This is a genomic window from Cupriavidus sp. SZY C1 (assembly GCF_032190535.1).
GTDB classification, from domain to species: Bacteria; Pseudomonadota; Gammaproteobacteria; order Burkholderiales; family Burkholderiaceae; genus Cupriavidus; species Cupriavidus pauculus_C.
The window spans coordinates 388,918-413,163 of the sequence record NZ_JAUANU010000003.1; the positions used below are offsets into that span (position 1 = coordinate 388,918).

At 67.2% G+C, this 24,246-nt stretch carries 21 protein-coding genes; 15 read left to right on the plus strand and 6 right to left on the minus strand.

The genetic code is table 11. The features are described from left to right. Positions 1-46: 46 nt before the first annotated feature. The gene (locus QTN24_RS08075; RefSeq protein WP_313836303.1) at positions 47-1,798 is read left to right on the plus strand and encodes a hypothetical protein; all 1,752 of its coding nucleotides are present in this window, start codon (positions 47-49) and stop codon (positions 1,796-1,798) included. Positions 1,799-1,821: 23 nt separating this feature from the next. Here QTN24_RS08075 and QTN24_RS08080 read toward each other — a convergent pair whose 3' ends face one another. Beyond that, positions 1,822-2,331, minus strand: coding sequence for a TetR/AcrR family transcriptional regulator (locus QTN24_RS08080; RefSeq protein ID WP_313836305.1), 510 nt, complete (start codon positions 2,329-2,331; stop codon positions 1,822-1,824). A gap of 223 nt (positions 2,332-2,554) precedes the next feature. On the opposite strand from QTN24_RS08080, the gene QTN24_RS08085 reads away from it, so the two are divergent. Continuing rightward, positions 2,555-3,790, plus strand: a complete 1,236-nt coding sequence (locus QTN24_RS08085; protein ID WP_313836307.1) for an NAD(P)/FAD-dependent oxidoreductase — start codon at positions 2,555-2,557, stop codon at positions 3,788-3,790. Here the strand turns inward: QTN24_RS08085 and QTN24_RS08090 are convergent, their stop codons facing one another. Beyond that, complete coding sequence (locus tag QTN24_RS08090) at positions 3,791-4,747, minus strand: VOC family protein (RefSeq protein WP_313836308.1); 957 nt, start codon at positions 4,745-4,747, stop codon at positions 3,791-3,793. It abuts the gene before it with no gap. A gap of 66 nt (positions 4,748-4,813) precedes the next feature. After that, positions 4,814-5,659: a fumarylacetoacetate hydrolase family protein gene (locus QTN24_RS08095; protein ID WP_313836310.1), complete on the minus strand. Its 846-nt coding sequence runs from the start codon at positions 5,657-5,659 to the stop codon at positions 4,814-4,816. Between the two features lie 143 nt (positions 5,660-5,802). Between QTN24_RS08095 and QTN24_RS08100 the strand changes: the two genes are divergently transcribed. Beyond that, on the plus strand, positions 5,803-6,519 hold the full coding sequence (locus tag QTN24_RS08100; protein WP_313836312.1) for a TetR/AcrR family transcriptional regulator: 717 nt from the start codon (positions 5,803-5,805) through the stop codon (positions 6,517-6,519). A 9-nt stretch (positions 6,520-6,528) separates the two neighbouring features. Here QTN24_RS08100 and QTN24_RS08105 read toward each other — a convergent pair whose 3' ends face one another. Beyond that, positions 6,529-7,458, minus strand: coding sequence for a LysR substrate-binding domain-containing protein (locus QTN24_RS08105; protein WP_124686584.1), 930 nt, complete (start codon positions 7,456-7,458; stop codon positions 6,529-6,531). Positions 7,459-7,587: 129 nt separating this feature from the next. On the opposite strand from QTN24_RS08105, the gene QTN24_RS08110 reads away from it, so the two are divergent. The 10 genes from QTN24_RS08110 to QTN24_RS08155 all read left to right on the plus strand — a co-directional run bounded on the left by QTN24_RS08110 (position 7,588) and on the right by QTN24_RS08155 (position 19,565). Further along, the gene (locus QTN24_RS08110) at positions 7,588-8,637 is read left to right on the plus strand and encodes a tripartite tricarboxylate transporter substrate binding protein (protein WP_313836316.1); all 1,050 of its coding nucleotides are present in this window, start codon (positions 7,588-7,590) and stop codon (positions 8,635-8,637) included. A gap of 49 nt (positions 8,638-8,686) precedes the next feature. Continuing rightward, positions 8,687-10,333: an FAD-dependent monooxygenase gene (locus QTN24_RS08115; protein ID WP_313836317.1), complete on the plus strand. Its 1,647-nt coding sequence runs from the start codon at positions 8,687-8,689 to the stop codon at positions 10,331-10,333. 56 nt (positions 10,334-10,389) lie between these two features. Next, entirely contained in the window at positions 10,390-11,493 is a 1,104-nt protein-coding gene (locus tag QTN24_RS08120; RefSeq protein WP_313836318.1) for a porin, read from the plus strand. Positions 11,494-11,903: 410 nt separating this feature from the next. Next, entirely contained in the window at positions 11,904-13,124 is a 1,221-nt protein-coding gene (locus QTN24_RS08125) for an acyl-CoA dehydrogenase family protein (RefSeq protein WP_313836320.1), read from the plus strand. Between the two features lie 13 nt (positions 13,125-13,137). Beyond that, positions 13,138-13,683, plus strand: a complete 546-nt coding sequence (locus tag QTN24_RS08130) for a flavin reductase family protein (RefSeq protein ID WP_313836322.1) — start codon at positions 13,138-13,140, stop codon at positions 13,681-13,683. A 32-nt stretch (positions 13,684-13,715) separates the two neighbouring features. Next, a complete protein-coding gene (gene mdeB / locus QTN24_RS08135; RefSeq protein WP_313836324.1) occupies positions 13,716-16,391 on the plus strand; it encodes an alpha-ketoglutarate dehydrogenase in 2,676 nt (891 codons plus the stop codon). 20 nt (positions 16,392-16,411) lie between these two features. Continuing rightward, positions 16,412-17,677 carry a 2-oxo acid dehydrogenase subunit E2 gene (locus QTN24_RS08140; RefSeq protein ID WP_313836327.1) on the plus strand — a complete coding sequence of 422 codons (1,266 nt, stop codon included), beginning with the start codon at positions 16,412-16,414 and terminating at the stop codon, positions 17,675-17,677. A gap of 33 nt (positions 17,678-17,710) precedes the next feature. After that, positions 17,711-18,289 (plus strand): VOC family protein, encoded by a 579-nt coding sequence (locus QTN24_RS08145; protein ID WP_124686591.1) that lies wholly within the window; start codon positions 17,711-17,713, stop codon positions 18,287-18,289. Between the two features lie 14 nt (positions 18,290-18,303). After that, on the plus strand, positions 18,304-19,170 hold the full coding sequence (locus tag QTN24_RS08150) for a fumarylacetoacetate hydrolase family protein (RefSeq protein WP_313836331.1): 867 nt from the start codon (positions 18,304-18,306) through the stop codon (positions 19,168-19,170). Further along, the gene (locus QTN24_RS08155) at positions 19,167-19,565 is read left to right on the plus strand and encodes a nuclear transport factor 2 family protein (RefSeq protein ID WP_216644000.1); all 399 of its coding nucleotides are present in this window, start codon (positions 19,167-19,169) and stop codon (positions 19,563-19,565) included. The genes QTN24_RS08150 and QTN24_RS08155 overlap by 4 nt, the downstream gene beginning before the upstream one ends. Positions 19,566-19,650: 85 nt before the next feature. On the opposite strand, the gene ilvB is transcribed toward QTN24_RS08155, so the two are convergent. Beyond that, positions 19,651-21,447, minus strand: a complete 1,797-nt coding sequence (gene ilvB, locus QTN24_RS08160; protein ID WP_313836334.1) for a biosynthetic-type acetolactate synthase large subunit — start codon at positions 21,445-21,447, stop codon at positions 19,651-19,653. 249 nt (positions 21,448-21,696) lie between these two features. Between ilvB and QTN24_RS08165 the strand changes: the two genes are divergently transcribed. Next, positions 21,697-22,416, plus strand: a complete 720-nt coding sequence (locus QTN24_RS08165) for a TetR/AcrR family transcriptional regulator (RefSeq protein ID WP_313836335.1) — start codon at positions 21,697-21,699, stop codon at positions 22,414-22,416. A 122-nt stretch (positions 22,417-22,538) separates the two neighbouring features. After that, complete coding sequence (locus QTN24_RS08170; RefSeq protein ID WP_313836336.1) at positions 22,539-23,447, plus strand: transporter; 909 nt, start codon at positions 22,539-22,541, stop codon at positions 23,445-23,447. Here QTN24_RS08170 and QTN24_RS08175 read toward each other — a convergent pair whose 3' ends face one another. Continuing rightward, entirely contained in the window at positions 23,448-24,164 is a 717-nt protein-coding gene (locus tag QTN24_RS08175) for a TetR/AcrR family transcriptional regulator (protein ID WP_313836338.1), read from the minus strand. Between the last annotated feature and the right edge of the window lie 82 nt (positions 24,165-24,246).

Here is a 24,246-nt window from a genome sequence, read left to right on the forward strand (position 1 = left end):
TCATGCCGCAGCAGGTCACGTTGAACAAAACCCAAAGAGGAGACACATGTACCAACGAAACTTGACCCAACTCGCCAGCCTTGTCGCAGTGGCAGCGCTGACCGCCGTCATGGCGGGCTGCGGGGGCGACGACTCCCCGGCATCGGCTGGCACACCGCCTACCAGTTCCCCCACGGCGCCACCGCCGGCCAGTTCACCCACCCAGCCCGGCCCGACGCCGTCCATCAATCCGCCGGTCAGCGCCGAAACCCGCGCCATTCTCGATGCGGACCCGGCCAGCTACGCCGCCTTGCAGCCGGTGGCCGCCAGCGGCTACACGCAGCTTGGCCGCATCAAGCCGCGTACCACGATGGAACTGAAGGCGCAGGGCCTGAGCAGCACGCTGATGATCGGCGGCGAGACCACCGACCGCGACTTCAGCGTGTTCTCGAACTGGCGCGAGTACCTGAATCCGCTCGGGACGACAAAGGTGCGCGTCCAGTCGGGCTGGAACGACATCGAACAAACCATCACCACGCCCGCCACCTACAACTTCGCCAAACTCGACGAAATCGTCGACGGCGCCATCGCGCAGGGGCAGGCGCCGCTGGTCTTCCTGGGCTATGGCAACGTGCGTCCCGGCTGCACCGACTGCGGCACCGCAAGCCTGGGCGGCGCGTTTCCCACCGGCGAAGGCAAGGAGCGCTTCCTGAACTTCGTGGCCGCCACGGTCATGCGCTACAAGGACAAGGTGAACGACTGGCAGATCTGGAACGAGCCCACCAAGGACCTGGATACCTACAAGACGCTCATCGTCGAGACCGCCAAGCTGATCAAGCGCATCCAGCCCGAGGCCAAGCTGACGATCGGGTCGTGGTACACGGTGCACTACGTGCTGGGCTGCCTGGAAAACTGCAATGACAGCGCCGCGAACCAGGAGGCGCGCAACTACATCCTGACGTCGCTGAAGTACTTCTACGACAACAAGGGGCCGAGCGTGCCGAGCGGGGACGTCTACGTGGCGTTCCACCCCTACACGACCGCGGTGGATTACGACCACTCGGCCTGGGACAAGCAGAGCATGGACAACTTCCTGGCACTGGTGGCGGGCTACGGCTTCCGCGTGCGCATGGACGAGAACGGCGCCCCGTCCACCCCGTGCAACACCTACGCGATGTGCAACCAGGGCGCGCTGGTCTGGACCGAGAAGAACCAGGCGAAGTACAACTTGCGCCGGGTGCTGGGCGACCTGGCCCGCGGCATCGAGACCAGCATGTTCACGATCACCGACCTGCACTACAACGACGCCAAGAACACCAAGGGGCTGCTCACCACCGGCGTCTGGGACCCGAACAACGATTCGCCGTTCCTGAATGGCGACCAGCGCGTCCACGGCAAGAAGATTGCCTACGGCGCGTTCCAGAACGTCACGGCCCTGTTCGACAACCGCATGCAGCCCGTACCGGATCACGGCTGCGTGGCGCCGGCCGGCTATACCGCCCACGCCTGGAAGCAGACCAGGAACGGCGCGGCCTCCACGGTCATCGGCGTCTGGAAGATGACGAAGTTGCCCGTGGCCGACGACGCGGAGCCGCGTGCCGTGGTGCAGGTTACCTGCAGCAAGATCGGCTTCACCGAAATGGCCGCTGCCGGCAGCCAGCCGCGCTATGTCGACATGATGGACGGCAGGGTCTACGCAGTGCCGGCCGGTGGCATCGCCGCCAACAGTCCGAACACCGTGACGTTCTCCGTGCCGGTTGCAGACTGGCCGGTGCTGATCGCCGACGCATCGGTCGTGCCGCAGGCTGCCCTGCGCTGAGCCCCCGGGGACGCCAGCCCGCTTCAGTTCCGGCGGGCCGGCGCCGCCGACAGAAACCCGAGAATGCCGTCGACGATGGCGCCCTCGACGTTTCGGGCGTCCTTGCCGTCCACGGTTTCCAGCACGGCGGCGTGCACCAGCGCCTCCGTCATCTTGATCGTCATCCAGGCTGCTATGTCCAGGTCGTCGTGGCGCAACGCGGCGCGATGCCGGTGCAGCAGCTCGACCACGTGGCGATGGATGCGATCCCCGGCCGCGCCCATGTTGGCCTCCAGCAGCGGCCGTTCCCTTTCCAGCAGACGATGCAGTTCGGGCTCCACCTCATGCGCGGCCATGGTGGCGCGGATCAGGCTGGCAACCGCCCCCGGCAGGCCCTCTCCATGGGGCGCGGCCAGCACGGCTTCGATCGACTCGGCCATCTCGGTGGCGTGCCGCTGGTGCAGCGCGGCCAGCAGCGACGCCTTGTTGGGAAAGTACTGGTAGAGCGATCCGACACTGATGCCGGCGCGCTGCGCGACCGCGTTGGTGCTCATTTCGGCATATCCCCGTTCCTTCAGAACGCGAGCACTGGCCTCCAGGATGGTGTCCACCATCGCCATGGAGCGGCGCTGCCGTGGGGCTTTGCGGGGTGTTGTCTCGGCGGCGCGTGGCATGGTCGGAATGCGAGTTGAAAAGACGAGCGATAACTCGCATTATTCCCATGTCGATCGGCACAGTCAAACACGGGGCATGGCCCCAAACAGCGAGGAAACTCACGTGAAGGAAATCGTAGTCATCGGTGGGGGCTTTGCCGGGCTGTGGGCGGCTGCGGCGGCGGCGCGCATGGCGCAAGAACTGGACAAGGCCGTCCAGATCACGCTGGTCAATCGGGACGATCAGCACAGCATCCGCGTGCGCAACTATGAGGATGACCTGGCTGCCACGCTGGTGCCGCTGCACGACGTGCTGGACCCGATCGGCGTGGCGCTGCAGGTGGGCATCGTCGCCGATATCGATCCCAGGGCGCGGTCCGTGGCCATCGAGCGCGATGGCCGGACGATCTTGAAGCACTATGACAAGCTGATCCTCGCAAGCGGCAGCAAGCTCGTCCGCCCGCAGATCGCGGCCGTGGATGTCTGTTCGTTCGACGTCGACACCTACGCGGAGGCCCGCCGGCTGCAGGACCACATCGCCGCGCTGCCAGCCCGTGCACCGTCTCCCGGGCAGTGGACGGCCGTGGTGGTCGGCTCGGGCGCCACGGGCGTGGAACTGGCCTGCGAGCTGCCGGCGCGCCTGCGGGCCGTGGCCATGGCTGCCGGCCAGCCCGATGCGGCCCGGCAAGTACGGGTGATCCTGGTCGACAGTGGCGCCCGGATCGCCGGCCACCTTGGCGGCGCCCAGCCCGTGATCGAACAGTCCTGCCGGCAACTGGGCATCGAACTGCTGCCGGGCACAACGGTCAAGTCGCTGGACGCGCATGGCCTGACACTGTCCGATGGCCGGCATCTGGACACGTCCACCGTGGTCTGGTGCGCCGGCATGCGTGCAAGCGAGCTGACCGCGTGTTTCGGTGCCGAGCGCGACGCGCAGGGCCGGCTGATGGTCGACGCCTATATGCGCGTGCAGGGCGTGGACGACGTGTACGCGGCGGGCGACGTCGCGCACGCGCTGATAGACGGCGTGCATCCGTCCGTCATGTCTTGCCAGCATGCCCGGCCGATGGGTCGCTACGCGGGCCACAACGCGGTGCGCGAACTGTTCGGCAAGGACCTTTTGGCGCTGAACATCGACTGGTACACCAACATCATCGACCTCGGCCCGGCCGGTGCCGTCTACGCCCAGGGTTGGAACCGCGAAGTGGTTGCCGTGGGCGAGCAGGCCAAGCAGACCAAGCAGGTCATCAACCGCGAACGCATCTATCCGCCCCGCAATGGCGTGCGTGCCGACATTCTCGCGGCGGCGTCTCCGGACCTGCAGCGGCCACCGGTGTTGCGTCCGCTGTCGGCGGCGTAGTCACTGCGCGGCGGCGTCCGGTGCTTCGGTGTTGCGGATGAAGTCCGCCGGCACGTCGGGGCCCCACTGGTAGAGCGAGTCCTCTGGCGCGAAATCGCCGGCCGGCCAGGGGTGGTCGGCGGCGACGAAATCGATGTCGGCCGAGTACTCGTTGAACGATCCCCACGGGTCCTGCACGTAGTGAAAATAGTTCGAGCCGAGCACATGGCGGCCCGTCCCCCAGCCCCGCGTGTACCCGGCGGCCGCCATTTGCGCCGCGCCTTGCCCCACCATGTCGAGGTCGCGGACATCCCACGCGGCATGGTGCCAGCCGCGGGCGGTGCTTTTGGCGAACGCCACCAGGTGATGGTCGCTGCCGTGCGGGGCGTGCGTGAATGCGATGATGTCCAGCGACTTGTCCGACAGCCGCAACCCGATGGCGCGTGCGTAGAAATCGACCGCCCGCAGCACATCGGGCGTGAACAGCAGCACGTGCGACAGCCGCTCCGGATGGACGGTCTGCACCTGCGAGCGCACCACGGCGCCACGCGCATTGGCGCCAGCGCCCACGGTCACGTGCGGCGCCTTGGCGCTGGGGCTGGTCTTGGGCCCCACCCGCACCTGCAGCAGATTGCCGTCCGGATCGAGGAACCACAGACCGTCCGCGTCCGCACCGGGCGGGGGGCTGGCGAGCGTGGCGCCGGATGCGTGGACCTGGCGCGCCAGCGTGTCGATATCGCGCGCGTAGCCATTGAAGCTCAGGTAGGCGAGGGACTTGGTGGAAGCCGGCAGGATGCGCGCCCAGCGGTGTCCGTCGGCCGCGTGCAGGGCCAGCTCGGCGCCACCGGCGGGCTCCCTGACGTCGAGTCCGAACGCGCGGTAGAAGCGGGCGGCGTCGGCAAGGGAGGGCACGTTCAGCGCGAAATGGTCGATCGAATGGACGGCCGCTCGGGCACCCGCCACTTGTGTATCGGGCATGACTGTCTCCGGGATTGGCCGCCGGCGCGTACGCTGGCGGCCTGTTCTACATGCGCTCGCGGCGGGTTACTTCGCTTCGTCGACGATCGGATTCGACAGCGTGCCGATCTGTTCCACGATCACCTCGCACACGTCGCCCTGTTTCATCAGCAGCTTGGGCTCGCGGGCCCAGCCGATGCCTGCCGGCGTGCCGGAGACGATCACGTCGCCCGCTTCCAGCGTGATCGCTTCCGAGATGATGGAAATCAGCGTCTCGACGTCGAAGATCATGTCGTCGGTACTGGCCGACTGCACCACCTGGCCGTTCAGCTTCGTCTGCAACTGCAGGCCGCGCGCACCGGGCGGCAGTTCGTTGGCGGTCACGAGGTCCGGCCCGAAAGCGCCGGTACCGTCGAAGTTCTTGCCCACCGTCCACTGCGGGGCCTTGAACTGGTACTCGCGCACGGAGCCATCATTGAACAGCGAATAGCCTGCCACGTGCGACAGCGCGTCCTGCTTGCGGATATGGCGGCCGCCCTTGCCCAGCACCACGGCCACTTCGCCCTCGAAGTCCAGCCCGGCGCAGTCTTCCACGGCGGGCCGCACCAGCGGCTGCCCGTGTGCCACCAGGCTCGTGTGGACGCGGAAGAACAGCGTCGGGTAATCGGGCTGCTCGTACGGGCTTTCCTTCGTGTGGTCGGCGTAGTTGAGCCCCACGCAGATGATCTTGGGCGGGCGCGACAACGGCGGCAGCAGCTTGACCTCGCCAATGTCCAGCCATTCCCCGCCACTGGCCTGCGCGGCATGGGCAACCAGGTCCACGCCGCGCGCCAGCAGCGACTCCAGCGATTCGTCGCCCAGCACGCGGATCCTGCCGCCTTCCCGCACGCCCACCGCATGCTTGCCCTGAAATTCAACACTGACGAAACGCATCCTGGAGTCTCCGGTTTTCATCTTGACGAACTTGTCAGGTCGAATTCTAGTCAAGTTGACGAATTCATCAATATGGAATTGACTAGGGGAAACCCGCGACCGTCGCGCTGCTAGAATCGAGCGCCATCCATGGAATGACAGATATGTCAGCTAAAAGCGAGATCGACGTACCCGAGTCGCCCACCGAAGACCACCGCACCCGGGTGGCGGCCATCCGGCGGGAGAACACCCGCAACCGGCTGATGGAGTCGGCCCTGGCCGTCTTTGCCGAGAAAGGCCCCGATGGCGCGATGATCGACGACTTCATCGCCGCCGCCGGGGTCGCGCGCGGCACGTTCTACAACTATTTCCGCACCACGGGCGAGCTGCTGTCAGCGGTGGCGGGCGAGGTGAGCGACGAGGTGCTGGCCGTCATCGACCCCGTCGTGCGGCAGTTCGACGACCCGGCGATGCGCATGGCAGTGGGCTGCCGGCTCTACATGCATATGGCGATCCGCTACCCGCTGTGGGGCGCGTTCATCACGCGCGTGGGCACGCGGCGGGGTTCGCGGGGGCGCCTGCTGGACGCCTACATGACGCGCGACCTGGAGATCGGCATCGAGAGCGGCCGTTTTCCGATCGCGCAGGTGGACGTGGCGCGCGACCTGTCGCTGGGTGCGCTGGTGTATGGCATCGGCACGATGCTGCGGCCCGGCGCGGCCGCCGACTATCCCGAGCAGGTCATCCTGGCCATTCTCCGGGCGCTGGGCTTGCCGGAAACCGAGGCCACGACGTTTGCCTATGCGCCGTTGCCTGACACGCAGCCGCCGCAGGGCGTGATCTTCGAACGGATTGCCGCGAATCCGCCAGCCGCGGACTAAGCGTCGCGGCTAGCCGGGCAGGGCGTGCCGCGCCGCGCGCTGGCGGGCGTAGTGGCCGGCCTCGCGCTCGAACAGCGTGGCCAGATGCGATGCCGCCGGCGTCAGCGGCAGCCCGGCACGGGCGATGCGCACGATATCGGCGCTGTCCATCCGTTCCTCGATGGCGATCATCTCCACCACGCCGGCGAACAGCGGCGAGTCGATCCACTGGCGGGGCAGCAGCGCCAGCGCGTCGGTCATCGACAGCAGCGCCGCCACGCCGATCATCGATTCGGCCTGCACCATGGCCACCGGCGGATTCAGGCCGTAGCCGGCGAACACCTCGGCAAACTCCCGCTCCAGCGGCTCGCGCGCGCCGGTCAGGATCCATTCCGCGTCGACCAGCTCCGCCAGTTGCCGGGCCTGGCGCAGCGGGTGGCCGCGACGCCCGGCGACCACCCGATCGTTCTGGAACAGCAGGTCCACGCTGTAGCGGTCGGCGTCGATGCGTTCGGGCCGGGGGCCGATGTAGAAATCGAGGGTGCCGTCCGACAGGCGGCCTTCCAACGCCGGGAAGAAGCCTTCCACCATGCGCAGCCGGACGGCCGGATGCGATTTGCGGAAGGCCGGAAACACCTCGGGCACCAGCCCCAGCCAGGTGGCGCCGGACAGACCCACCGCCACGGTGCCCGTCTGCGTGCCACGCATCTGGGCCACTTCCTCCTGTGCGCGCCGAATCTCTTCCATAGCGGCATGGGCGCGGCGCAGGAACGCCTGCCCGATGGGCGTCGGCACCACGCCGCGCGCATGCCGCTCCAGCAGCGGCGCGCCCAGTTCGGTCTCCAGTTCGCGCAGGCTGCGCGTCAGGGCCGGCTGGGTCAGGCCAAGCTGGCGCGAGGCGCCCCGGATGCTCCGTGTCTCGGCAATCGCAACAAAGTCGCGCAAGTGATGCAGTTTCATAGGATGGCCTTGGATTCGCGCGGACTGATGCCAACCAGGCATCGATGGGGCAATTCTGCCATCTGTTGGTTGTCAGTAGGGCTTCCTACGATGGCGTACACATACATAAGAACCACACGGAGACAATTCATGACTCGCCCCCACGCTGGCCGCATCGTGCCGGCCGGCGCCCCCGCGCCCACCACGTTCCTACCCCGCGCCTTGCTGACGCAGCTTGCGGCCGTCTCGGTTGGTGCGGCGCTAGCGCTGCTGGCGACGCCGTCGGCACACGCGCAGGCATTTCCGTCCCGCGCGGTCCGGCTGATCAGCCCCTTCCCGGCCGGCAGCGGCCCCGACGCCGTATCGCGCCTGCTCGGCGAACAGCTCGGCAAGGTCTGGAACCAGCCCGTCATCGTCGATTCCCGCCCTGGCGGCAACGGCTTCATCGCGATGGAGGCGGGCAAGCGCGCGCCGGCTACCGGGCACGAACTGGTCGTGGCGGATGTGGGGCACCTTGCCATCAATCCCGGCCTGTTCAAGCGGCTGCCCTATGACCCGCGCCGCGACTTCGTGCCGGTCACTGGCCTGTACCGCACGGCCTTCTTCATCGTGGTCTCGCAGCAAAGCGCAATTCGCACGGTGCCCGAACTGATCGCCGCGGCCAGGAAGGCACCCGATGCGGTGACGTACGGCTCGTGGGCGGTTGGCAGTACCGGCCATCTGGGCGCGGCGCAGCTTGAAGCGGCCACGGCCACGCAGATGCTGCACGCCCCGTACAAGGACACGGCGCAGCTCTACACCGCCGTGGCCAACGGCGAAGTCACGTGGGCGCTGGGCACCTATGCCACGGCGGGCCCGCTGATCCAGGCGGGCAAGCTGCGCGTGCTGGCCGTGGCCGACAGCGCGCGGTCGCCGGTGCTGCCCAATGTGCCGACGCTGGCCGAGGCGGGTGGCCCGGCAGGGCTGGAAGCATCGAGCTGGGTGGCACTGCTGGCGCCGGCCGGCACGCCGCCGGCGACGGTCAACGCCATCGGCAAGGCCGTGCGCGCGGCGCTGGGCGACCCGGACGTCAAGGCAAAGCTGGCCACCTTCGGCTTTGCGCCGGCACCCGGCAGCAGCGACGAGGTTGCCGAGTGGGTCGCACGCGACAGCCAGCGCTATGCAGAGCTGATCAAGCGCACCGGCGCCACGGTCAATTAATCCGAAGCAGACAGGAAGATCAGTTGTGAACACGTCAGTTGCAAACACCGTGGATACCGACGTCGTGATCGTCGGGGGTGGTCCGGCCGGATTGATGCTGGCCATCGAACTGGGCTGTCGCGGCGTGCGATGCCTGGTGCTGGAAGAGGATGTCGATCCGCCGGATTTCCCGAAGGCCAACGCGACATCCGCCCGCACGATGGAACACTACCGCCGCCGTGGCTTTTCGGCGGATGTGCGCGCGCTGGGCCTGCCGCCCGACTATCCGCAGGACCTGGTCTACTGCACGCGCCTGGCCCATGCCGAGTTGTCGCGGTTCCGCGTGCCCAGCCGGGCGCAGGCGGCCAGCCGCGCGGTGTTTGGCGACTATGGCGCGTCCGCCTGGCCCACGCCCGAGCTGCCGCACCGCGCCCAGCAGATGTACATCGAGCCCATCCTGCGCCGCGAGGCCGCCAGGTATCCGAGCGTCGACCTGCGCTTCGGGCATCGGGCCGTCCGGGTGGCCGATTTGGGAGAGGGTGTGGAGGTGGACGCCGCCCCGCATGACGGCGGAGCGCCGTGGCGCGTGACGGCCCGCTACGTGGTCGGGTGCGACGGCCCGCGCAGCCTGGTGCGCAAGACGCTCGGCATCCAGTACGAAGGGCAGGGCGGCGAGAAGCGCGATTTCTTCGGCGGGCAGATGCTGTCGATCTACTTTCGCTCCAGCGACCTGTACGACGTGCTCGGCAAGGAGCGGGCGTGGCAGTACTGGGCCGTGAACGCCAGCCAGCGCGGCTTGCTGATCGCCATCGATGGGGTCGACACGTTCCTCCTGGCCGTGCAGTTGAAGGACGGCCAGCAGCCTAGCGATATCGACCCGCGCGCCACGGCGCTGGCCGTCGTGGGCGCGCCGCACGATTTCAGGCTGATCGGCATGATGCCGTGGGTGGCCGGCTATACGCTCGTGGCCACCCGCCTGAGCGCGGGCCGCTGCTTCCTGGCCGGCGATGCCGCGCACCTGTTCACGCCGACGGGCGGCATGGGCTACAACACGTCGATCGACGACGCCGTGAACCTGGGGTGGAAGCTGGCTGCCGTGCTGCAGGGCAGCGCGCCGCGGGCGCTGCTCGACAGCTACGACCTGGAACGCCGGCCCATGGCGGTGCGCAACACCGCGTTCGCACGCCGCATGGCCGACAGCATCGGCAACGTACCGATTGCCCCGAGCCTGGAACTGGCAGGCGCGCCGGGCGACGCGGCGCGTGCCGAACTGGGGCGCGCGCTGGCCGTGCATGTCGCGACCGAGATCAATATCCCGGGCCTGCAACTGGGCGTGCGATACCTTGACAGCCCCATCGTCGCGCAAGAACCGGGCACGCCGCCGCCAGACGATCCCAATCACTACGTGGCCAGCGGCTGGCCCGGCTCGCGGGCGCCGCACGCGATGGTCGACGGCATCCCGCTGTTCGACCGCTTCGGGCGCGACTTCACGCTGCTGTCGTTCGATGGCCACGACACCACGGCGTGGTGGCAGGCCGCGCACGCGCTTGGCATCCAGCTCGACGTGCTGCAAGTGAGCGATGCCGACGTCCAGGCGCTCTATGGCGCGCCCACGGTGCTGATTCGTCCCGACCACCACATCGCCTGGCGCGGCAATGGCGCCACCGACGCCGCCGCGGTGCTGGCGAAGGCCACAGGAGGTGCGTGCCCCGCCTGACTTCCAGCGGTACCCGGCCTTGACCCCGGCACACTAAAAGACGAAGGAGGAGACCCATGAAGTTCCGCAATCTGGTGCTGGCCTGTGCCAGCGCCATGCCCGCACTCGCGTGCGCGCAGGCATCGCCGTCGTCGGTCACGCTGTATGGGGTGGTCGATACCGGCATCGAGTACGTCAACCACGTGGGGGCCGCGGGGAACAGCGTGGTGCGCATGAACTCGCTTTCCGGCATGGTCCCGTCGCGCTGGGGCCTGCGCGGCACCGAAGACCTGGGCGGCGGGACGAAGGCGAACTTCGTGCTCGAATCGGGCTTTGCGTCGGACTCGGGTGTCATGAACCAAGGCGGCCGGCTGTTCGGCCGGCAGGCATGGCTCGGCCTCTCGGGCAACTGGGGGCAGGTTTCGCTGGGCCGCCAGTACACGATGCTGTTCTGGGCCATGCTCGACCCCGACATTCTCGGGCCCAACACGTTCGGCTCGGCATCGATCGACAGCTACATACCGAACGCCCGGGCCGATAACGCGATCGCCTACAAGGGAAAGTTCGGCGGCCTGACACTGGGCGCCACCTACAGCCTTGGGCGCGACGTAGCCAACGCAGGCCCTGGCCCGGCCGGCACGAACTGCGCCGGCGAGAACCCCGCCGCGCGGTCCGATTGCCGCGAATGGTCGGCCATGATCCAGTACGAAACACCGCGCTTTGGCGTGGCGGCGGCCTACGACTCGCTGCGTGGCGGGCCGGGCGCGTTTGCCGGGCTGAACTCGGGCGGCAAGTCCGACGACCGGCTGTCGCTGAACGCCTACGCGCTGTTCGACCGCACCAAGCTGGGCGCGGGCTGGCTGCGGCGCGACAACGACGGCAGCCTGACGCGGCTGAGCGACCTCTGGTATGCCGGCGCATCGTACGACCTGACGCCCGCGTTCAACGTGGCGGGACAGCTCTACTACCTGCGCTACCACGGCAGCGACAACAAGGCGATGCTCTACGCGCTGCGCGGGACGTACAGCTTCTCCAAGCGCACGGCGATCTACGCCACGGCGGGCTACATCAACAACGATGGCCAGCTCGCACTGTCGGTCAGCAGCGGCTCGCCCGGGGCCAACCCCACGCCCGGCGCATCGCAACTGGGCGCGATGGTCGGCGTCCGGCACGTGTTCTAAGGCGAAGTTGTCGCGGCCGCCGTGATGGTCCGCAAGCGCGTTTTATCCGCACACAGGCGACTGGTGCCGCAGTCGCCTGTGTCACATCCGGACCTCGCGCCACTGACAGATTGTCAGAGTGACGGCGGTCAGCGCCCGGATGCGGGCAATTCCCGAGGAGATTGATCTTGTCCCACAACCACTGCCGATCTACATTAGACATCAATGTCGTTCTGACATATTCGTACAAGAACTGGAGACCACATGCCCCGCATCCCGCCGCGCCGACGGCGCCACACCGCCCTCTAACCGCCGGCGCGTCTTCCCTGAGCCTATGACGTTCGGCCCGGTGTGACCCGGGCCGGGGGAGACGCGCACGCCTGCGTTTTTGCTTCCCAAGCCATCACACCCATTTACAGCCGAGATTAGCCATGTCCCAATCCTCCGCCGTCATCGAAGCGTTCCACCCCTCGCATGCCACGCCCTCGCTGCAGGAACTGGTGCGCCGCGCCGAAGCGTTGCAACCGCTGCTGCGCGAAAATGCCGTCGCCTCCGAGCAGAACCGCCGCGCCGCCGAGCAGAACATCGAAGCCATCGCCGAGGCGGGGCTGTTCCGCCTGATGGTGCCCAAGCGCTACGGCGGCTTCGAAGGCACGACGCGCGCCCATCTGGAAGTCACCGCCGCGCTGGCCGAGGCATGTGGCGGCACCGCGTGGGTGGTGGCGCTGACCAATGTCTGCGCGTGGTTCACCGGCCTGTTCCCTCGCCAGGCGCAGGACGACGTGTTCGGCGCCAATCCCGACGCGCGTGTCTCGGGGGTGTTCACGCCGTCGACCCAGTGCCGCCGCGTGGAAGGCGGCCTGCGGATCTCCGGCAAGTGGTACTTCTCGTCCGGGTCGCTCCATGCGGACTGGGCCATGGTGGGCGTGATCGAGTCGGACGCCAATGGCGCGTTCAAGGCGCAGCACCTGGCGCTGGTGCCGATGGAGGACGTGACCATCGAGGACACGTGGTACACGGCCGGCATGCGCGCGTCGGGCAGCAACTGCATCGTGGGCAACGACGTCTTCGTGCCTGAGCACCGGCTGATGAACATCCTGGACGCCGTGGACGGCGTCTATCCCACCGAATTCAAGGACGAGGCCGCCTACCGGGCCGCCTTCGTGCCGGTGGCGGCGCTGATCCTGGCCGGCGCGCAGCTCGGCATGGGCCGCGCCGCGCTCAAGTACGTGATCGAGAAGGCCCCGCAGCGCGCCATCGCCTATACCTCGTACGACAAGCAGAGCCATTCCACGCTGTTCCAGGGGCAGATTGCCGATGCCGCCGTGCGGATCGATACCGCCCACGTGCTGGCCTTCGCGGCCGCCGACGAGATTGATCGTGCCGCGCAAGAGAACCGCGAGCTCGACTACCTGACCAAGGCGCGCATCCGCGCCCACACGGGCCAGGTCATCACGCATGTCACCGATGCGCTGAACGTGCTGCTGTCCGCGCATGGCGCTGGCAGCTTTGCCGAGGCCAGCCCGATGCAGCGGTGGTGGCGCGACGCCAACACGGCCGCCCGCCACGCGGTGGCGTTGCCGGCAGTGGGTTTCGAGGTCTACGGCAAGGCGCTGCTCGGTGTGGAAAACACCGTGACGCGGCTGGTCTGACGGAGACGTAGCCATGCATGACGCCCCCCGCTCCCATCCATCCGCCGCCACGCTCGACGCTCGCCTGCTGCGCGCGACGATGGCGCAGTTCGCCACCGGCGTGACGGTCATTTCCTACCTGGCCGATGGCGCGCCGGCCGGCATGACGGCCAACGCTTTCATGTCGGTATCGCTGGAACCGCCGCTGGTGCTGGTGTCGGTGCGGGCGGCGTCGCGGTTCCACCAGCATATGCAGGCTGGCGTCTGCTACGGCGTCAATTTCCTGGCGGACGACCAGCGCCACCTGAGTGGCCATTTCGGCGGCCGGCCCGTGGACGGCATCGAGCCGCCATTCATCCACCGCAACGGGACACCGCTGCTGGACGGCAGCCTGGTGCACCTGGTGGCGCGCACCGTCGACGTGCACCCGGCCGGCGACCACCTGCTCTACATCGCGCAGGTCGAGGACATCCGCTTCGGCTCGCCGCGCGGTCCACTGCTGTTCTACGGCGGCAGGTACCACCACATGCCGACACGGCACCCGGTAATCGATCACCGCGACGCGGCCGACTGCTGCTGAACCCGCATTCATTCCAACGTTCCCATCCCGCCATGCAAGCCCAACCCATCGATCCGACCGACTTGATCCCTTCGAGCGGCCACCACCCCGACGACGCCGACCGCCAGGAAACCGGCGAATGGCTCGACGCCCTGGCTGGCGTGGCCCGCCAGGGCGGCGCCGAACGCGTGGGCTTTCTGCTGCGCCGGCTTGCCGAGCACGCCAGCCATCTGGGCATGGCACCATCAGCCCATCCGTACCAGCTCTACCAGAACACGATTGCGCTGGAAGAGCAGCCGGCCTATCCGGGCGACCTGGCGATGGAGGAGCGCATCACGTCCATCCTGCGATGGAACGCGCTGGCGATGGTCGCGCGCGCCAACAAGGCGTATGGCGAACTGGGCGGACATATCGCCAGCTATGCGTCTGCAGCCGAAATCTTCGAGATCGGCTTCAACCACTTCTTCCGCGCCGACAGCGAAGCGGGCAAGGGCGACCTCGTCTACTTCCAGCCGCATTCCGCGCCCGGCGTCTACGCGCGCGCCTTCCTTGAGGGGCGTCTGGACGAGGCGCAACTGGGCCGCTACAGGCAAGAGGTGAATGGCGGCGGACTGTGTTCGTACCCGCACCCGTGGCTGATGCCGGAGTTCTGGCAGTTTCCCACCGGTTCGATGGGCATCGGCCCGATCAGCGCGATCTACCAGGCGCGATTCCTGCGCTACCTGGAACATCGTGGCATCGCGCCCACGGCCGGGCGCCGCGTGTGGGGCGTGTTCGGGGATGGCGAGATGGACGAACCCGAGTCGATCGCCGCGCTGTCGCTTGCCGCGCGCGAGAAGCTGGACAACCTGACGTTCGTCATCAACTGCAACCTGCAGCGGCTGGACGGGCCGGTGCGAGGCAATGGCCAGATCATCCAGGAACTGGAATCGCTGTTCGCCGGCGCGGGCTGGAACGTCATCAAGGTGGTCTGGGGATCGGACTGGGACGCGCTGTTCGCGCGCGACCATCACCACGCGCTCCTGCGCCGCTTTGCCGAAACGGTCGACGGTCAGTACCAGACGCTGGGTGCCAACGATGGCGCCTACAACCGCGCGCATTTCTTCGACCTCGATCCGGAACTGCGGGCGCTGGTGTCGCACATGACGCCAGAGGAGATCGACGGCCTGCGCCGTGGCGGCCATGACTTCCGCAAGCTGTACGCGGCCTTCGATGCCGCCCGGCGCCACGCCGGCCGGCCGACCGTGATCCTGGCCAAGACCAAGAAGGGCTACGGCATGGGGCAGGCGGGCGAGTCGCGCAACACTTCGCACCAGCAGAAGAAGCTCGACGTGGATGCGCTGCGCGCGTACCGCGACCGCTTTCAGTTGCCGCTGAGCGACGAGGCCGTCGAGACCATGCAATTCCTGAAGCCGGGCGACGACAGCCCGGAACTGCGCTACCTGCAGGCGCGCCGCGCAGCGCTTGGCGGCTATCTGCCACGTCGGGTAACGACGGCGCCCGCGGTGCCGGTGCCGGGGCTGGAGAGCTACGCGCAATTCGCGCTGCAGCCCGATGGCCGCGAGGTGTCCACCACCACCGCCGTAGTGCGCCTGTTCACCAACCTGCTAAAGGACAAGACGCTGGGCCCGCGCATCGTGCCCATCGTTGCGGACGAGGCGCGCACGTTCGGCATGGCCAACCTGTTCCGGCAGGTCGGCATCTATTCGCCGCATGGCCAGCTCTACGAGCCCGAGGACGCGGGCTCGATGCTCTACTACAAGGAATCCCGCGACGGGCAACTGCTGGAGGAAGGCATTACCGAGGCGGGCGCGGTGTCATCGTGGACGGCGGCCGCCACGTCGTACAGCGTCAACGGCGTGGCGATGCTGCCGTTCTACATCTATTACTCGATGTTCGGCTTCCAGCGCATCGGCGACCTGATCTGGGCCGCGGCCGACCAGCGTGCGCGCGGCTTCCTGATCGGTGCCACCGCCGGGCGCACGACGCTGTCGGGTGAGGGCCTGCAGCATCAGGACGGCACCAGCCACCTGATTGCGTCGACCATTCCTAACTGCCGCGCCTGGGACCCCGCCTTTGCAGGCGAGGCCGCCGTCATCATCGATCACGGTGCGCGCCGCACGCTCGAACAGCAGCAGGACGAGTTTCACTACCTGACCGTCACCAACGAAAACTACGCGCAGGCGCCCATCGATCCGGCGCAGCACGCCGACATCCTGCGCGGCATGCGCCTGCATGCGACAACGGGCAGCGGCCAGCCCCAAGTGCGGCTGCTGGGCTCGGGGGCGATCCTGCGCGAGGTCATCGCCGCCGCCCAGACGCTGGCCGACGATTGGGGCATTGCAGCCGAAGTCTGGAGCGTGACGAGCTTCTCCGAACTCGCCCGCGCGACGCAGGAAGCGCAGCGTCAGCGCCTGTTCTCGGCCGGCACCGTGACACCCAGCCACCTGGAGACCTGCCTGGCAGGCGACACGCCGGTAGTGGCCGCCACCGACTACGTACGCGCCTACGCCAACCTGATCGCGCCCTACATCCGGGCGCCGTACACCGCGCTGGGTACCGATGGATTCGGCCGCAGCGACACGCGGGCGGCCCTGCGCAGCTTCTTCGAGGTGGACCAGCGCCACATCGTGCTGGCGGCGCTGGCCGCCGTCGACGCGGAGAAGCATCGGGCCGCCCTGGCGCGCGACGGTGCCACCGATTCGACACCCGCGCCGTGGCATTGCTGATTCCATAGACCGAGATAGTCATGCAGACGATTACGATCCCCGACATCGGGGACTACAGTCAGATCCCCGTCATCGAAGTGCTGATCCGCGCCGGCGATGCCGTGGCGGCCGAGCAGCCCGTCGTCACGCTCGAATCCGACAAGGCCACGATGGATGTGCCCAGCGACCGTGCGGGCACCATCCGCGAGGTGTTGCTGAAGCCGGGCGACCTGGTGTCGAAGGGCACACCCATCGCGCGGATCGAGTTCGGCGAGGTGCCGGTCGTCGGAGCCGCCGCGCCGGAAGTCGCCACGCCGGCCGTCCCACGCGCGGCGGCACCGCCGGTGCCGTCGCCAGATCGCGTGGCACCGGCTGCGCCCGTCACGTCGGCTGTGCGCGATGACACCGGCCACGCCGGTCCCTCCGTGCGCAAGCTCGCGCGTGAACTGGGCGTGTCGCTCACTGACGTACGGCCGTCAGGCCCGAAAGGACGTGCGCTGCGTGCCGATGTGCTGGCCCATGCAAAGTCGCTGCTGACCCGGCCGGACACGGCGGCGCCGGCGAGGGGAGGGGACCTTGACCTGCTGCCCTGGCCGAAGGTCGACTTCGCCCGTTTCGGCGCGATCGAACGGGAGCCGCTGAGCCGCGTGCGCCGCATATCGGGCGCAAACCTGCATCGCAACTGGGTCAGCATCCCGCACGTGACCAACTTCGACCAGGCCGACATCTCGGCGCTCGAAGCATTCCGCGTCGCCCTGAACCAGAAGGCGAAGCCCGAGGCCGCGCGGGTTACGTTGCTCGCCTTCCTGGTACGCGCTGCCGCTGCCGCGCTGCGGACGTTTCCGCAGTTCAACGTCAGCCTCGAAGGCACCGACGTCATACGCAAGCACTACGTCCATATCGGCTTCGCGGCCGACACGCCCAGCGGCCTTGTGGTGCCAGTGATCCGCGATGCCGACACGAAAGGCGTGCTCGCCATCGCCGCCGAAATGGCGGACCTCGCGGCCACCGCGCGCGCGGGGAAGTTGAAGCCCGACCAGATGCAGGGCGGCTGCTTCTCGATCTCGTCCCTCGGCGGCATAGGCGGCTCGCATTTCACGCCCATCATCAACGCCCCCGAGGTGGCGATCCTTGGCGTCGGCAAAGCAAGCATGCAGCCGTGCTGGGATGGCAGCGCATTCCAGCCGCGCCTGCAATTGCCGATGTCGCTGTCCTGGGACCATCGCGCCGTCGATGGTGCCGAGGCCGGTCGCTTCCTTGCCCACCTGGCCGGCTTGATTGCCGACTTCCGCCGCGTGCTGCTTTGACGGCGTTCCGACTACATCATCAGGAGACCTGACATGACCACCCTGCAAGCGGCGCAAGCCGACCGCGTCGTCCCTTTCAAGATGGCCCACCTCGTGTACCGCTGCGCGCGCCGCGCGGAGACCGTCGCGTGGTACCTGGCCGTCTTTCAGGCAAAGCTCGTCTTCGAGGACGACGTGCTGACCTTCATCACCTACGACGAGGAACACCACCGCCTGGCGTTCTTCAACATGCCCGACATTCCGGCCAAGCAGCCGGAGGCTGCGGGCGTACACCACGTCGCCTACAGCTATCGCTCGGTCGGCGAACTGCTTGGCACGTACAAGCGCCTGAAGGAAGGCAACATCCTGCCGGTCTGGTGCATCAACCACGGCCCGACCACATCGCTGTACTACCGCGATCCCGAAGGCAACAACATTGAGCTCCAGGTGGACAACTATCCGGATCCGGCCGACTGTTCCGGCTTCTTCCAGACCGAGGCGTTCGCCAGCAACATCATGGGCATCGAGTTCGACCCCGATGCGCTGGTCGCCATGTGGGAGGCCGGCGCCAGTGACGCCGAACTCTGCGCGCTCGGCGCCGCGCGTGCGGCCGAGCAGAAGGGCCCGCAATAACACCAGGACACACCATGAAACTCGCGACCTACCAGAACACTACCGGCAGCATCCATATCGGCCTCGTCGTGCCCGGCGGCCTTGTCCAGATCGACGCGGCGCTGCCCGACGCCCCCCGTGACATGATTGGCCTGATCGACGCCTTTCCTGTCTGGCGTGAACGGCTGGAAGCGCTGGCCGCCAGCGGCCGCGTCGACACGGCGCTGTCGGCCGTCACGCTGCTGGCGCCCATCCCGCGGCCCGGCAAGATCATGGCCATTGGCCTGAACTATGCCGACCATGTGGCCGAATCGGGCATGGCTAGGCCGGCCGAGCAGCTATGGTTCGCCAAGATGCCGACCGCCGCCACCGGCCCCTACGCACCGATCGAGCGTCCGCGCGTGTCGGAGCAGCTCGACTACGAGGCCGAGCTGGCCTTCATCATCGGGCGCCGCTGCAAGCACGTCAGCCGCGACAACGCCAAGGACGTGATCTTTGGCTACTGCGTGTCGAACGACGTCAGCGTGCGCGACTGGCAACTCCGCACGTCGCAGTTCACGCTCGGCAAGTCGTTCGATACGCATGCCCCGTTTGGCCCGTGGATCGTGACGGCGGACGAGGTGCCCGATCCGCATGCACTGGGCATCCGCTGCTTTGTGAACGGTGAGAAGCGCCAGGACTCCAGCACGGCGCAACTGATCTTCGATTGCTACGATCAGGTCGCCCATCTGTCGGCGGCCATGACGCTGGAGCCTGGCGACGTGGTCATGACTGGCACGCCGGGCGGGGTAGGCGTGGCGCACAAGCCGCCGTCGTGGCTGCGTGCGGGCGACCGGGTGCTGGTCGAGATCGACGGACTGGGCGAGATCGAGAACCGCGTGGAAGAGGAGGGCGCACGATGAACACCATCACCGCGACGCTGGATACGTCCGCTGTGGCTGCCGAAATCCGCCGGCTGGAAGCGGAACGCTGCAAGGCCCTGGTGGCGGGCGACATCGACACGCTGGACGCGCTGGTCGCGGATGACGTGATCCATATCCACGCCAATGGCCAGGTCGACGACAAGCCAACCTACCTTGCCATGGTGCGCGACAAGATCGCATTCCTGTCGGCCAGCCGCGACCACTTGGAAGTGCGCATCCAGGGCGACATGGCGGTGGCGGTGGGCCGTCTGCTGCAGTCGATCGAGATGCGAGCCACCGGGCAGCGGATCGACATGGACGTGATGACCTCGCAGGCATGGCGACGCGAGGCTGACGGATGGCGGCAGGTCACCTTCCAGGCGACCAACCGCTGAGCTGACCGGTCCGCGATTGCCGTGCCGCGCGTGCCCCCGCTATCCCATCGGTAGCGGGGGCATTTTCCACGCCGAGGCGCATGCTTCAGGGTTGCGCGGCGGCGGGGCCGGGCTCCAGCGCGTTCTCGCCCAGCAGCATTTCTTCCAGTCCGCGCCCGCCGCGAATCATCGGCCAGACGTTCTCGCTGCCGTCCACATGAATGTCCAGGAAGACCGTACGGTGCTTCTGCGCCAGCGCTTCGCGCAGGGCTGGCTCCACGTCCGCGGGCGTGGTGACCTGGATGCCGACGTGCCCGTAGGCACGGGCCAGTGCCGGAAAGTCGGGCAGGGCATCCATGTACGACTCGGAATAGCGCCGTTCGTGCTCCACGTGCTGGAGCTGGCGCACCATGCCCAGGTAGCCGTTGTTGAGCGAGACGATCTTGACGGGAAGGTTGTACTGGCGGCAGGTGGACAGTTCCTGGATGCACATCTGGATCGAGCCATCGCCGGTGACCGTAATGACGTCGTGCTCCGGAAAGGCGTGCTTGACGCCCATGGCATACGGCAGGCCCACGCCCATCGTGCCAAGGCCGCCGGAATTGATCCAGCGACGCGGACGGCCGAAACGGTAGTGCTGGGCCGCCCACATCTGGTGCTGCCCGACATCCGAGCAGATGAACGCGTCGTCGCCGGCGATCTGGCACAACGTCTCGATCACAAACTGCGGCTTGATGCGCTGCGCATCGCGCTCATACGCCAGGCATTGCGTGGCGCGCCAGGCGGCAATGTCGCGCCACCAGGCCTCGCAGTTGCCCGGTGCGGGTGGCGTGTCGCACAGCACGGCGATCAGGCTGCGCAGCACGCGCCGCGCGTCGCCAACAATCGGAACGGTCGGCTTCACGCGCTTGCCGATGCTGGCCGGGTCGATGTCGATATGGATGATCTCGCGCGGCGTGGCGGCAAAGCTGGCCACGTTGCCGATGACGCGGTCGTCGAAGCGTGCACCGATGGCGACGAGCACGTCGCAGTCCTGCATCGCACGGTTGGCCTCGTAGGTGCCGTGCATGCCCGGCATGCCGACAAAGCGAGGATCGCTGGCAGGAAAGCAGCCCAGCGCCATCAGCGTGGTGGTCACGGGTGCGTCGACCAGCCGCGCCAGTGCGGCGACTTCCGCTGCGGCTTCAGCGGCGACCGCGCCACCGCCCACGTACAGATAGGGACGGCGCGCCGTGCGCAGCAGCCTTGCCGCCTGGCGGATCTGGCCTTCGTGGCCGTCCAGCGCGGGGCGGTACGACCGGATGTCGATGGTGGCCGGGTAGTCGAATGCACCGCACGCCAGTGCCACGTCCTTCGGAATATCGACCAGTACCGGACCGGGCCGGCCCGTGCGGGCGAGATGGAAAGCCTTTTTCAGCGTGACGGGAAGCTCGGCTACGTCGCGCACCAGGAAGTTGTGCTTGACGATGGGCCGGGTGATGCCGACGGCGTCGCACTCCTGGAACGCGTCCTCGCCGATCATTGCGGTGGGCACGTTGCCGGACAGCACGACCAGCGGAATCGAATCGAAATACGCGGTGGCAATGCCCGTGACCGCGTTGGTAACGCCCGGGCCAGAGGTGACGAGTGCCACGCCAACTTGGCCGCTGGCGCGCGCAAAGCCATCGGCGGCGTGCACCGCAGCCTGCTCGTGACGCACCAGCAGGTGGCGCAGGCCGTCCTGCGCGGCGATGGCGTCATAGATCGGCAGTACCGCGCCGCCCGGATACCCCCAGACCGACGTCACCCCTTCGGCCAGCAACGCCCGTACCACCATGTCGGCACCGCGCATGACGGGCGACGCTGCGGCGCGCGGCGCAGCAGGAACGTTGTGGGGGCGAAACTCGGGGGCCGGCATGTTCATGGCGTGATCTCCGTCGAAGCTCGGAATCTTGAAGAAAAGAGGTGCATCGATTCTAAGAAGAAGGCCCCGGCAGAGGCTGCTGCAATCGCGGGCGCCAGATGCGCATCGCAGTGAAACGTACTGCGGCAGGCTGCGCAGGCAGCCGATTCTGCGGGGGTGGCGCGACGCCTGAAACCGGTGCAAGAATGCAGCCAGCAAAGAGGCTGCAGAACAAGGCGTGATGGCCACGACCGTCACCGCGGAGACGACATGATGATGACAACGACCCCACATCCGCCCGCTTGCGACGGGGCCGGCGACGCGCCGGACCATCGCTCGCGCGTCGCGCAGGCCAAGCGCGTGGCCACGCGGGCACGTATCGTGTCCGCCATTCTGGACCTGGTGTCGGACCCGTCGAACCTGACGGTGTCGATCGAGGACGTCGTCAAGGCGGCCGGCATCGCTCGCGGCACGTTCTACAAGCATTTCGCGTCGCTGGACGAAGCGATGCTGGCCATGGGGCGCGAGGTACGCGACCAGTTCACCGCGCAGATCCTGCCGGCCCACGATCTGCTCGCGGACCCGGTGCAGCGCTTCAGTTGCGGCATGTACTGCTTTCTGGCGCACGCCCATGGCGACCGGCGGTGGGCCGGCTTTGCGCTGCGGGAAGAACTTGTGCCGGGCCGCTCGCTGCTGCTCGATTGCGTGTTGGCGGACCTGCGGGCAGGCGCGCTGCAAGGCCGCATGGAGATCGACGATCTGCAGGCGGCGGTCGATCTTGTGCTGGGCACAGTTCTCGAAGGCATCCGCACGTTGTACTTCCGCCGGACACGGTATCCGCAGCAGTACATCGACACCAGCATACGCATGGCGCTTCGCAGTCTCGGGGTCGACGCGAAAGCGGCGGCGGAAGCGGCAGCGTTTGCTCGCGCCTATGCAAGCCGATGTGAAGCGGCAGGGCCTGAAAGCGCTGACAGAACGTCAGAGTGACGGACATTAACGCGGGAATCGGGGGCAATTCCTGACGCGGGCGGTCTTGTGGCGGCAATGGCTGATCTCTAGAGTGGACATGATTGTCGATATGACAGACTCATATAACTCTGGAGACAAAGATGAACAGCATTCCCGGTGCGGTCCGCGCTTGCTTGTTGACCGCGGCGCTGCTGCCCGCCACGACCTTCGCAACGGAAAACGGCCTGGGCACCTATCCCATCGGCGTGAATACGGTGCTCAATGGCGTGCTTCCGCCACCGGGCGGGACACAGTTCTACAACTACTCGCTGTTCTATGTCGCGAACAAGTTCGCGGGTCCCGACGGCAACGCTGCGGTACCCGGCTTTCGCAGCGCCGTGTTCGTGGACGCGCCGCGCGTGGTGCACACGTGGGGCACGATGCTGGGACCGTTTGCGATATCGAGCGGCATCGTGGTGCCCGTGGCACGGGTCAATGTGGATGCGGCCGGGAGTTCGGGTACCCGCACCGGATTGGGAGACATCATCCTGCAGCCGTTCATGATCGGCTACACCAATCCGGACAAGACCTTCTTTACGTTCCTGTCGCCAGATGTCAGCTTGCGGACCGGGTCGTACTCGTCGACGCGCCTGGCCAACATCGGCACCAACTACTACGCATTCCAGCCCAACCTGAACGCGACGTGGTTTCCCTCGCCCAAGTGGGAGCTGTCGGCCACGGCGCAACTGGAAGTGCATTCACCGAACCATGCCACGCAGTACCACTCGGGAACGATCGGGTCGATCGACTGGCTGGTTGGCTACGCGATTGGCAAGAAGCTGCAAGTTGGCGTGCAAGGCTATTACCTGAAGCAGGTGTCGGACGACAAGCAGAACGGGCAACGCGTGGGCCCGGATGGCTTCCGGGGACAGGCGGCCGCGATCGGGCCGCAACTACGTTATGACTTTGGCCCCGCGGCTGCCGTTGTCCTCAAGTATCAGCATGAGTTTGCAGTGCGCAACCGGTCGAAGGGGGAGCGCATCTGGATCGAGTTCGCGTTCCCGATCTAGTCAGGCCGCATCGTGGGCCAGGAAGCGGTGGCCATCCTTTGAATTCAGGTTCAGCGCCCAGAGCGGGCGGCTTGCGGTCAGCTCACCGCTGGCCCAGGCCTTCAGATAGGACTGCGAGAAGGCCACGCCGTGGTCGCACAGGTCGTCGGCACAACCGACGGCTTGCAGCGCCATGCGCGTGGCGGCGTCCATATAGGCGGGCGGGTCGTCCACACCGTGACCAATCGCCTGGATGCAGCGCGCCGATGCGCCCATCAGAAAATCTGTGGCGGCCTCGATGTTGTCGATGCGGAACTGCCCGCGCGCCTTGCCGGCGGCAAGGTCGCCGGACATGTATTTGGCAAGCTGCGCGGTGTGCGGCCAGGCTTCGATGCGAATCACGAACCCGGCCCACTTGCGGTCCAGCAACGCGCGCACCATGAACAGCCGGAACCCGACGGCCGCTCGCTGCCAGGGTTCTTCCAGCACGTTGTAGACGGGCAGGATGTCCGTCACCATCTGGTTGTTCATCTCCTGCCCGATCGCGTTTATGACCTCTTCCAACGAAGTGAAGTAGTTGTAGAAGGTGCCGCGAGAAACTTTTGCCTCGCGAATGACATCGTCGATGACCGGTGCGGCGCCGGTCTGTTCGCCGATCACGCGCATCGCCGCGTCCAGCAGCTTTGTGCGCATCAGCAGACGCTTCTTCTCTGCCACCTTGGTGCGATGGTCGCTCACGTTACCTCCGTCATTTTTGACAGATCGTCATACTGACAAGTATAGCCAAACTGTGACGTTGAAAATCGTCCGCTCGCTTGCA

Bases quoted from the DNA above. Each gene is read 5' to 3' on its own strand.
- QTN24_RS08155 (WP_216644000.1), top strand. From the start codon at position 19,167: ATGAACACCATCACCGCGACGCTGGATACGTCCGCTGTGGCTGCCGAA.
- QTN24_RS08075 (WP_313836303.1), top strand. From the start codon at position 47: ATGTACCAACGAAACTTGACCCAACTCGCCAGCCTTGTCGCAGTGGCA.
- QTN24_RS08095 (WP_313836310.1), bottom strand. From the start codon at position 5,659: ATGCGTTTCGTCAGTGTTGAATTTCAGGGCAAGCATGCGGTGGGCGTG.
- QTN24_RS08120 (WP_313836318.1), top strand. From the start codon at position 10,390: ATGAAGTTCCGCAATCTGGTGCTGGCCTGTGCCAGCGCCATGCCCGCA.
- QTN24_RS08100 (WP_313836312.1), top strand. From the start codon at position 5,803: ATGTCAGCTAAAAGCGAGATCGACGTACCCGAGTCGCCCACCGAAGAC.
- QTN24_RS08130 (WP_313836322.1), top strand. From the start codon at position 13,138: ATGCATGACGCCCCCCGCTCCCATCCATCCGCCGCCACGCTCGACGCT.
- QTN24_RS08165 (WP_313836335.1), top strand. From the start codon at position 21,697: ATGATGATGACAACGACCCCACATCCGCCCGCTTGCGACGGGGCCGGC.
- QTN24_RS08170 (WP_313836336.1), top strand. From the start codon at position 22,539: ATGAACAGCATTCCCGGTGCGGTCCGCGCTTGCTTGTTGACCGCGGCG.
- QTN24_RS08145 (WP_124686591.1), top strand. From the start codon at position 17,711: ATGACCACCCTGCAAGCGGCGCAAGCCGACCGCGTCGTCCCTTTCAAG.
- mdeB (WP_313836324.1), top strand. From the start codon at position 13,716: ATGCAAGCCCAACCCATCGATCCGACCGACTTGATCCCTTCGAGCGGC.
- QTN24_RS08105 (WP_124686584.1), bottom strand. From the start codon at position 7,458: ATGAAACTGCATCACTTGCGCGACTTTGTTGCGATTGCCGAGACACGG.
- QTN24_RS08125 (WP_313836320.1), top strand. From the start codon at position 11,904: ATGTCCCAATCCTCCGCCGTCATCGAAGCGTTCCACCCCTCGCATGCC.
- QTN24_RS08090 (WP_313836308.1), bottom strand. From the start codon at position 4,747: ATGCCCGATACACAAGTGGCGGGTGCCCGAGCGGCCGTCCATTCGATC.
- QTN24_RS08140 (WP_313836327.1), top strand. From the start codon at position 16,412: ATGCAGACGATTACGATCCCCGACATCGGGGACTACAGTCAGATCCCC.
- QTN24_RS08080 (WP_313836305.1), bottom strand. From the start codon at position 2,331: ATGAGCACCAACGCGGTCGCGCAGCGCGCCGGCATCAGTGTCGGATCG.
- QTN24_RS08110 (WP_313836316.1), top strand. From the start codon at position 7,588: ATGACTCGCCCCCACGCTGGCCGCATCGTGCCGGCCGGCGCCCCCGCG.
- ilvB (WP_313836334.1), bottom strand. From the start codon at position 21,447: ATGAACATGCCGGCCCCCGAGTTTCGCCCCCACAACGTTCCTGCTGCG.
- QTN24_RS08150 (WP_313836331.1), top strand. From the start codon at position 18,304: ATGAAACTCGCGACCTACCAGAACACTACCGGCAGCATCCATATCGGC.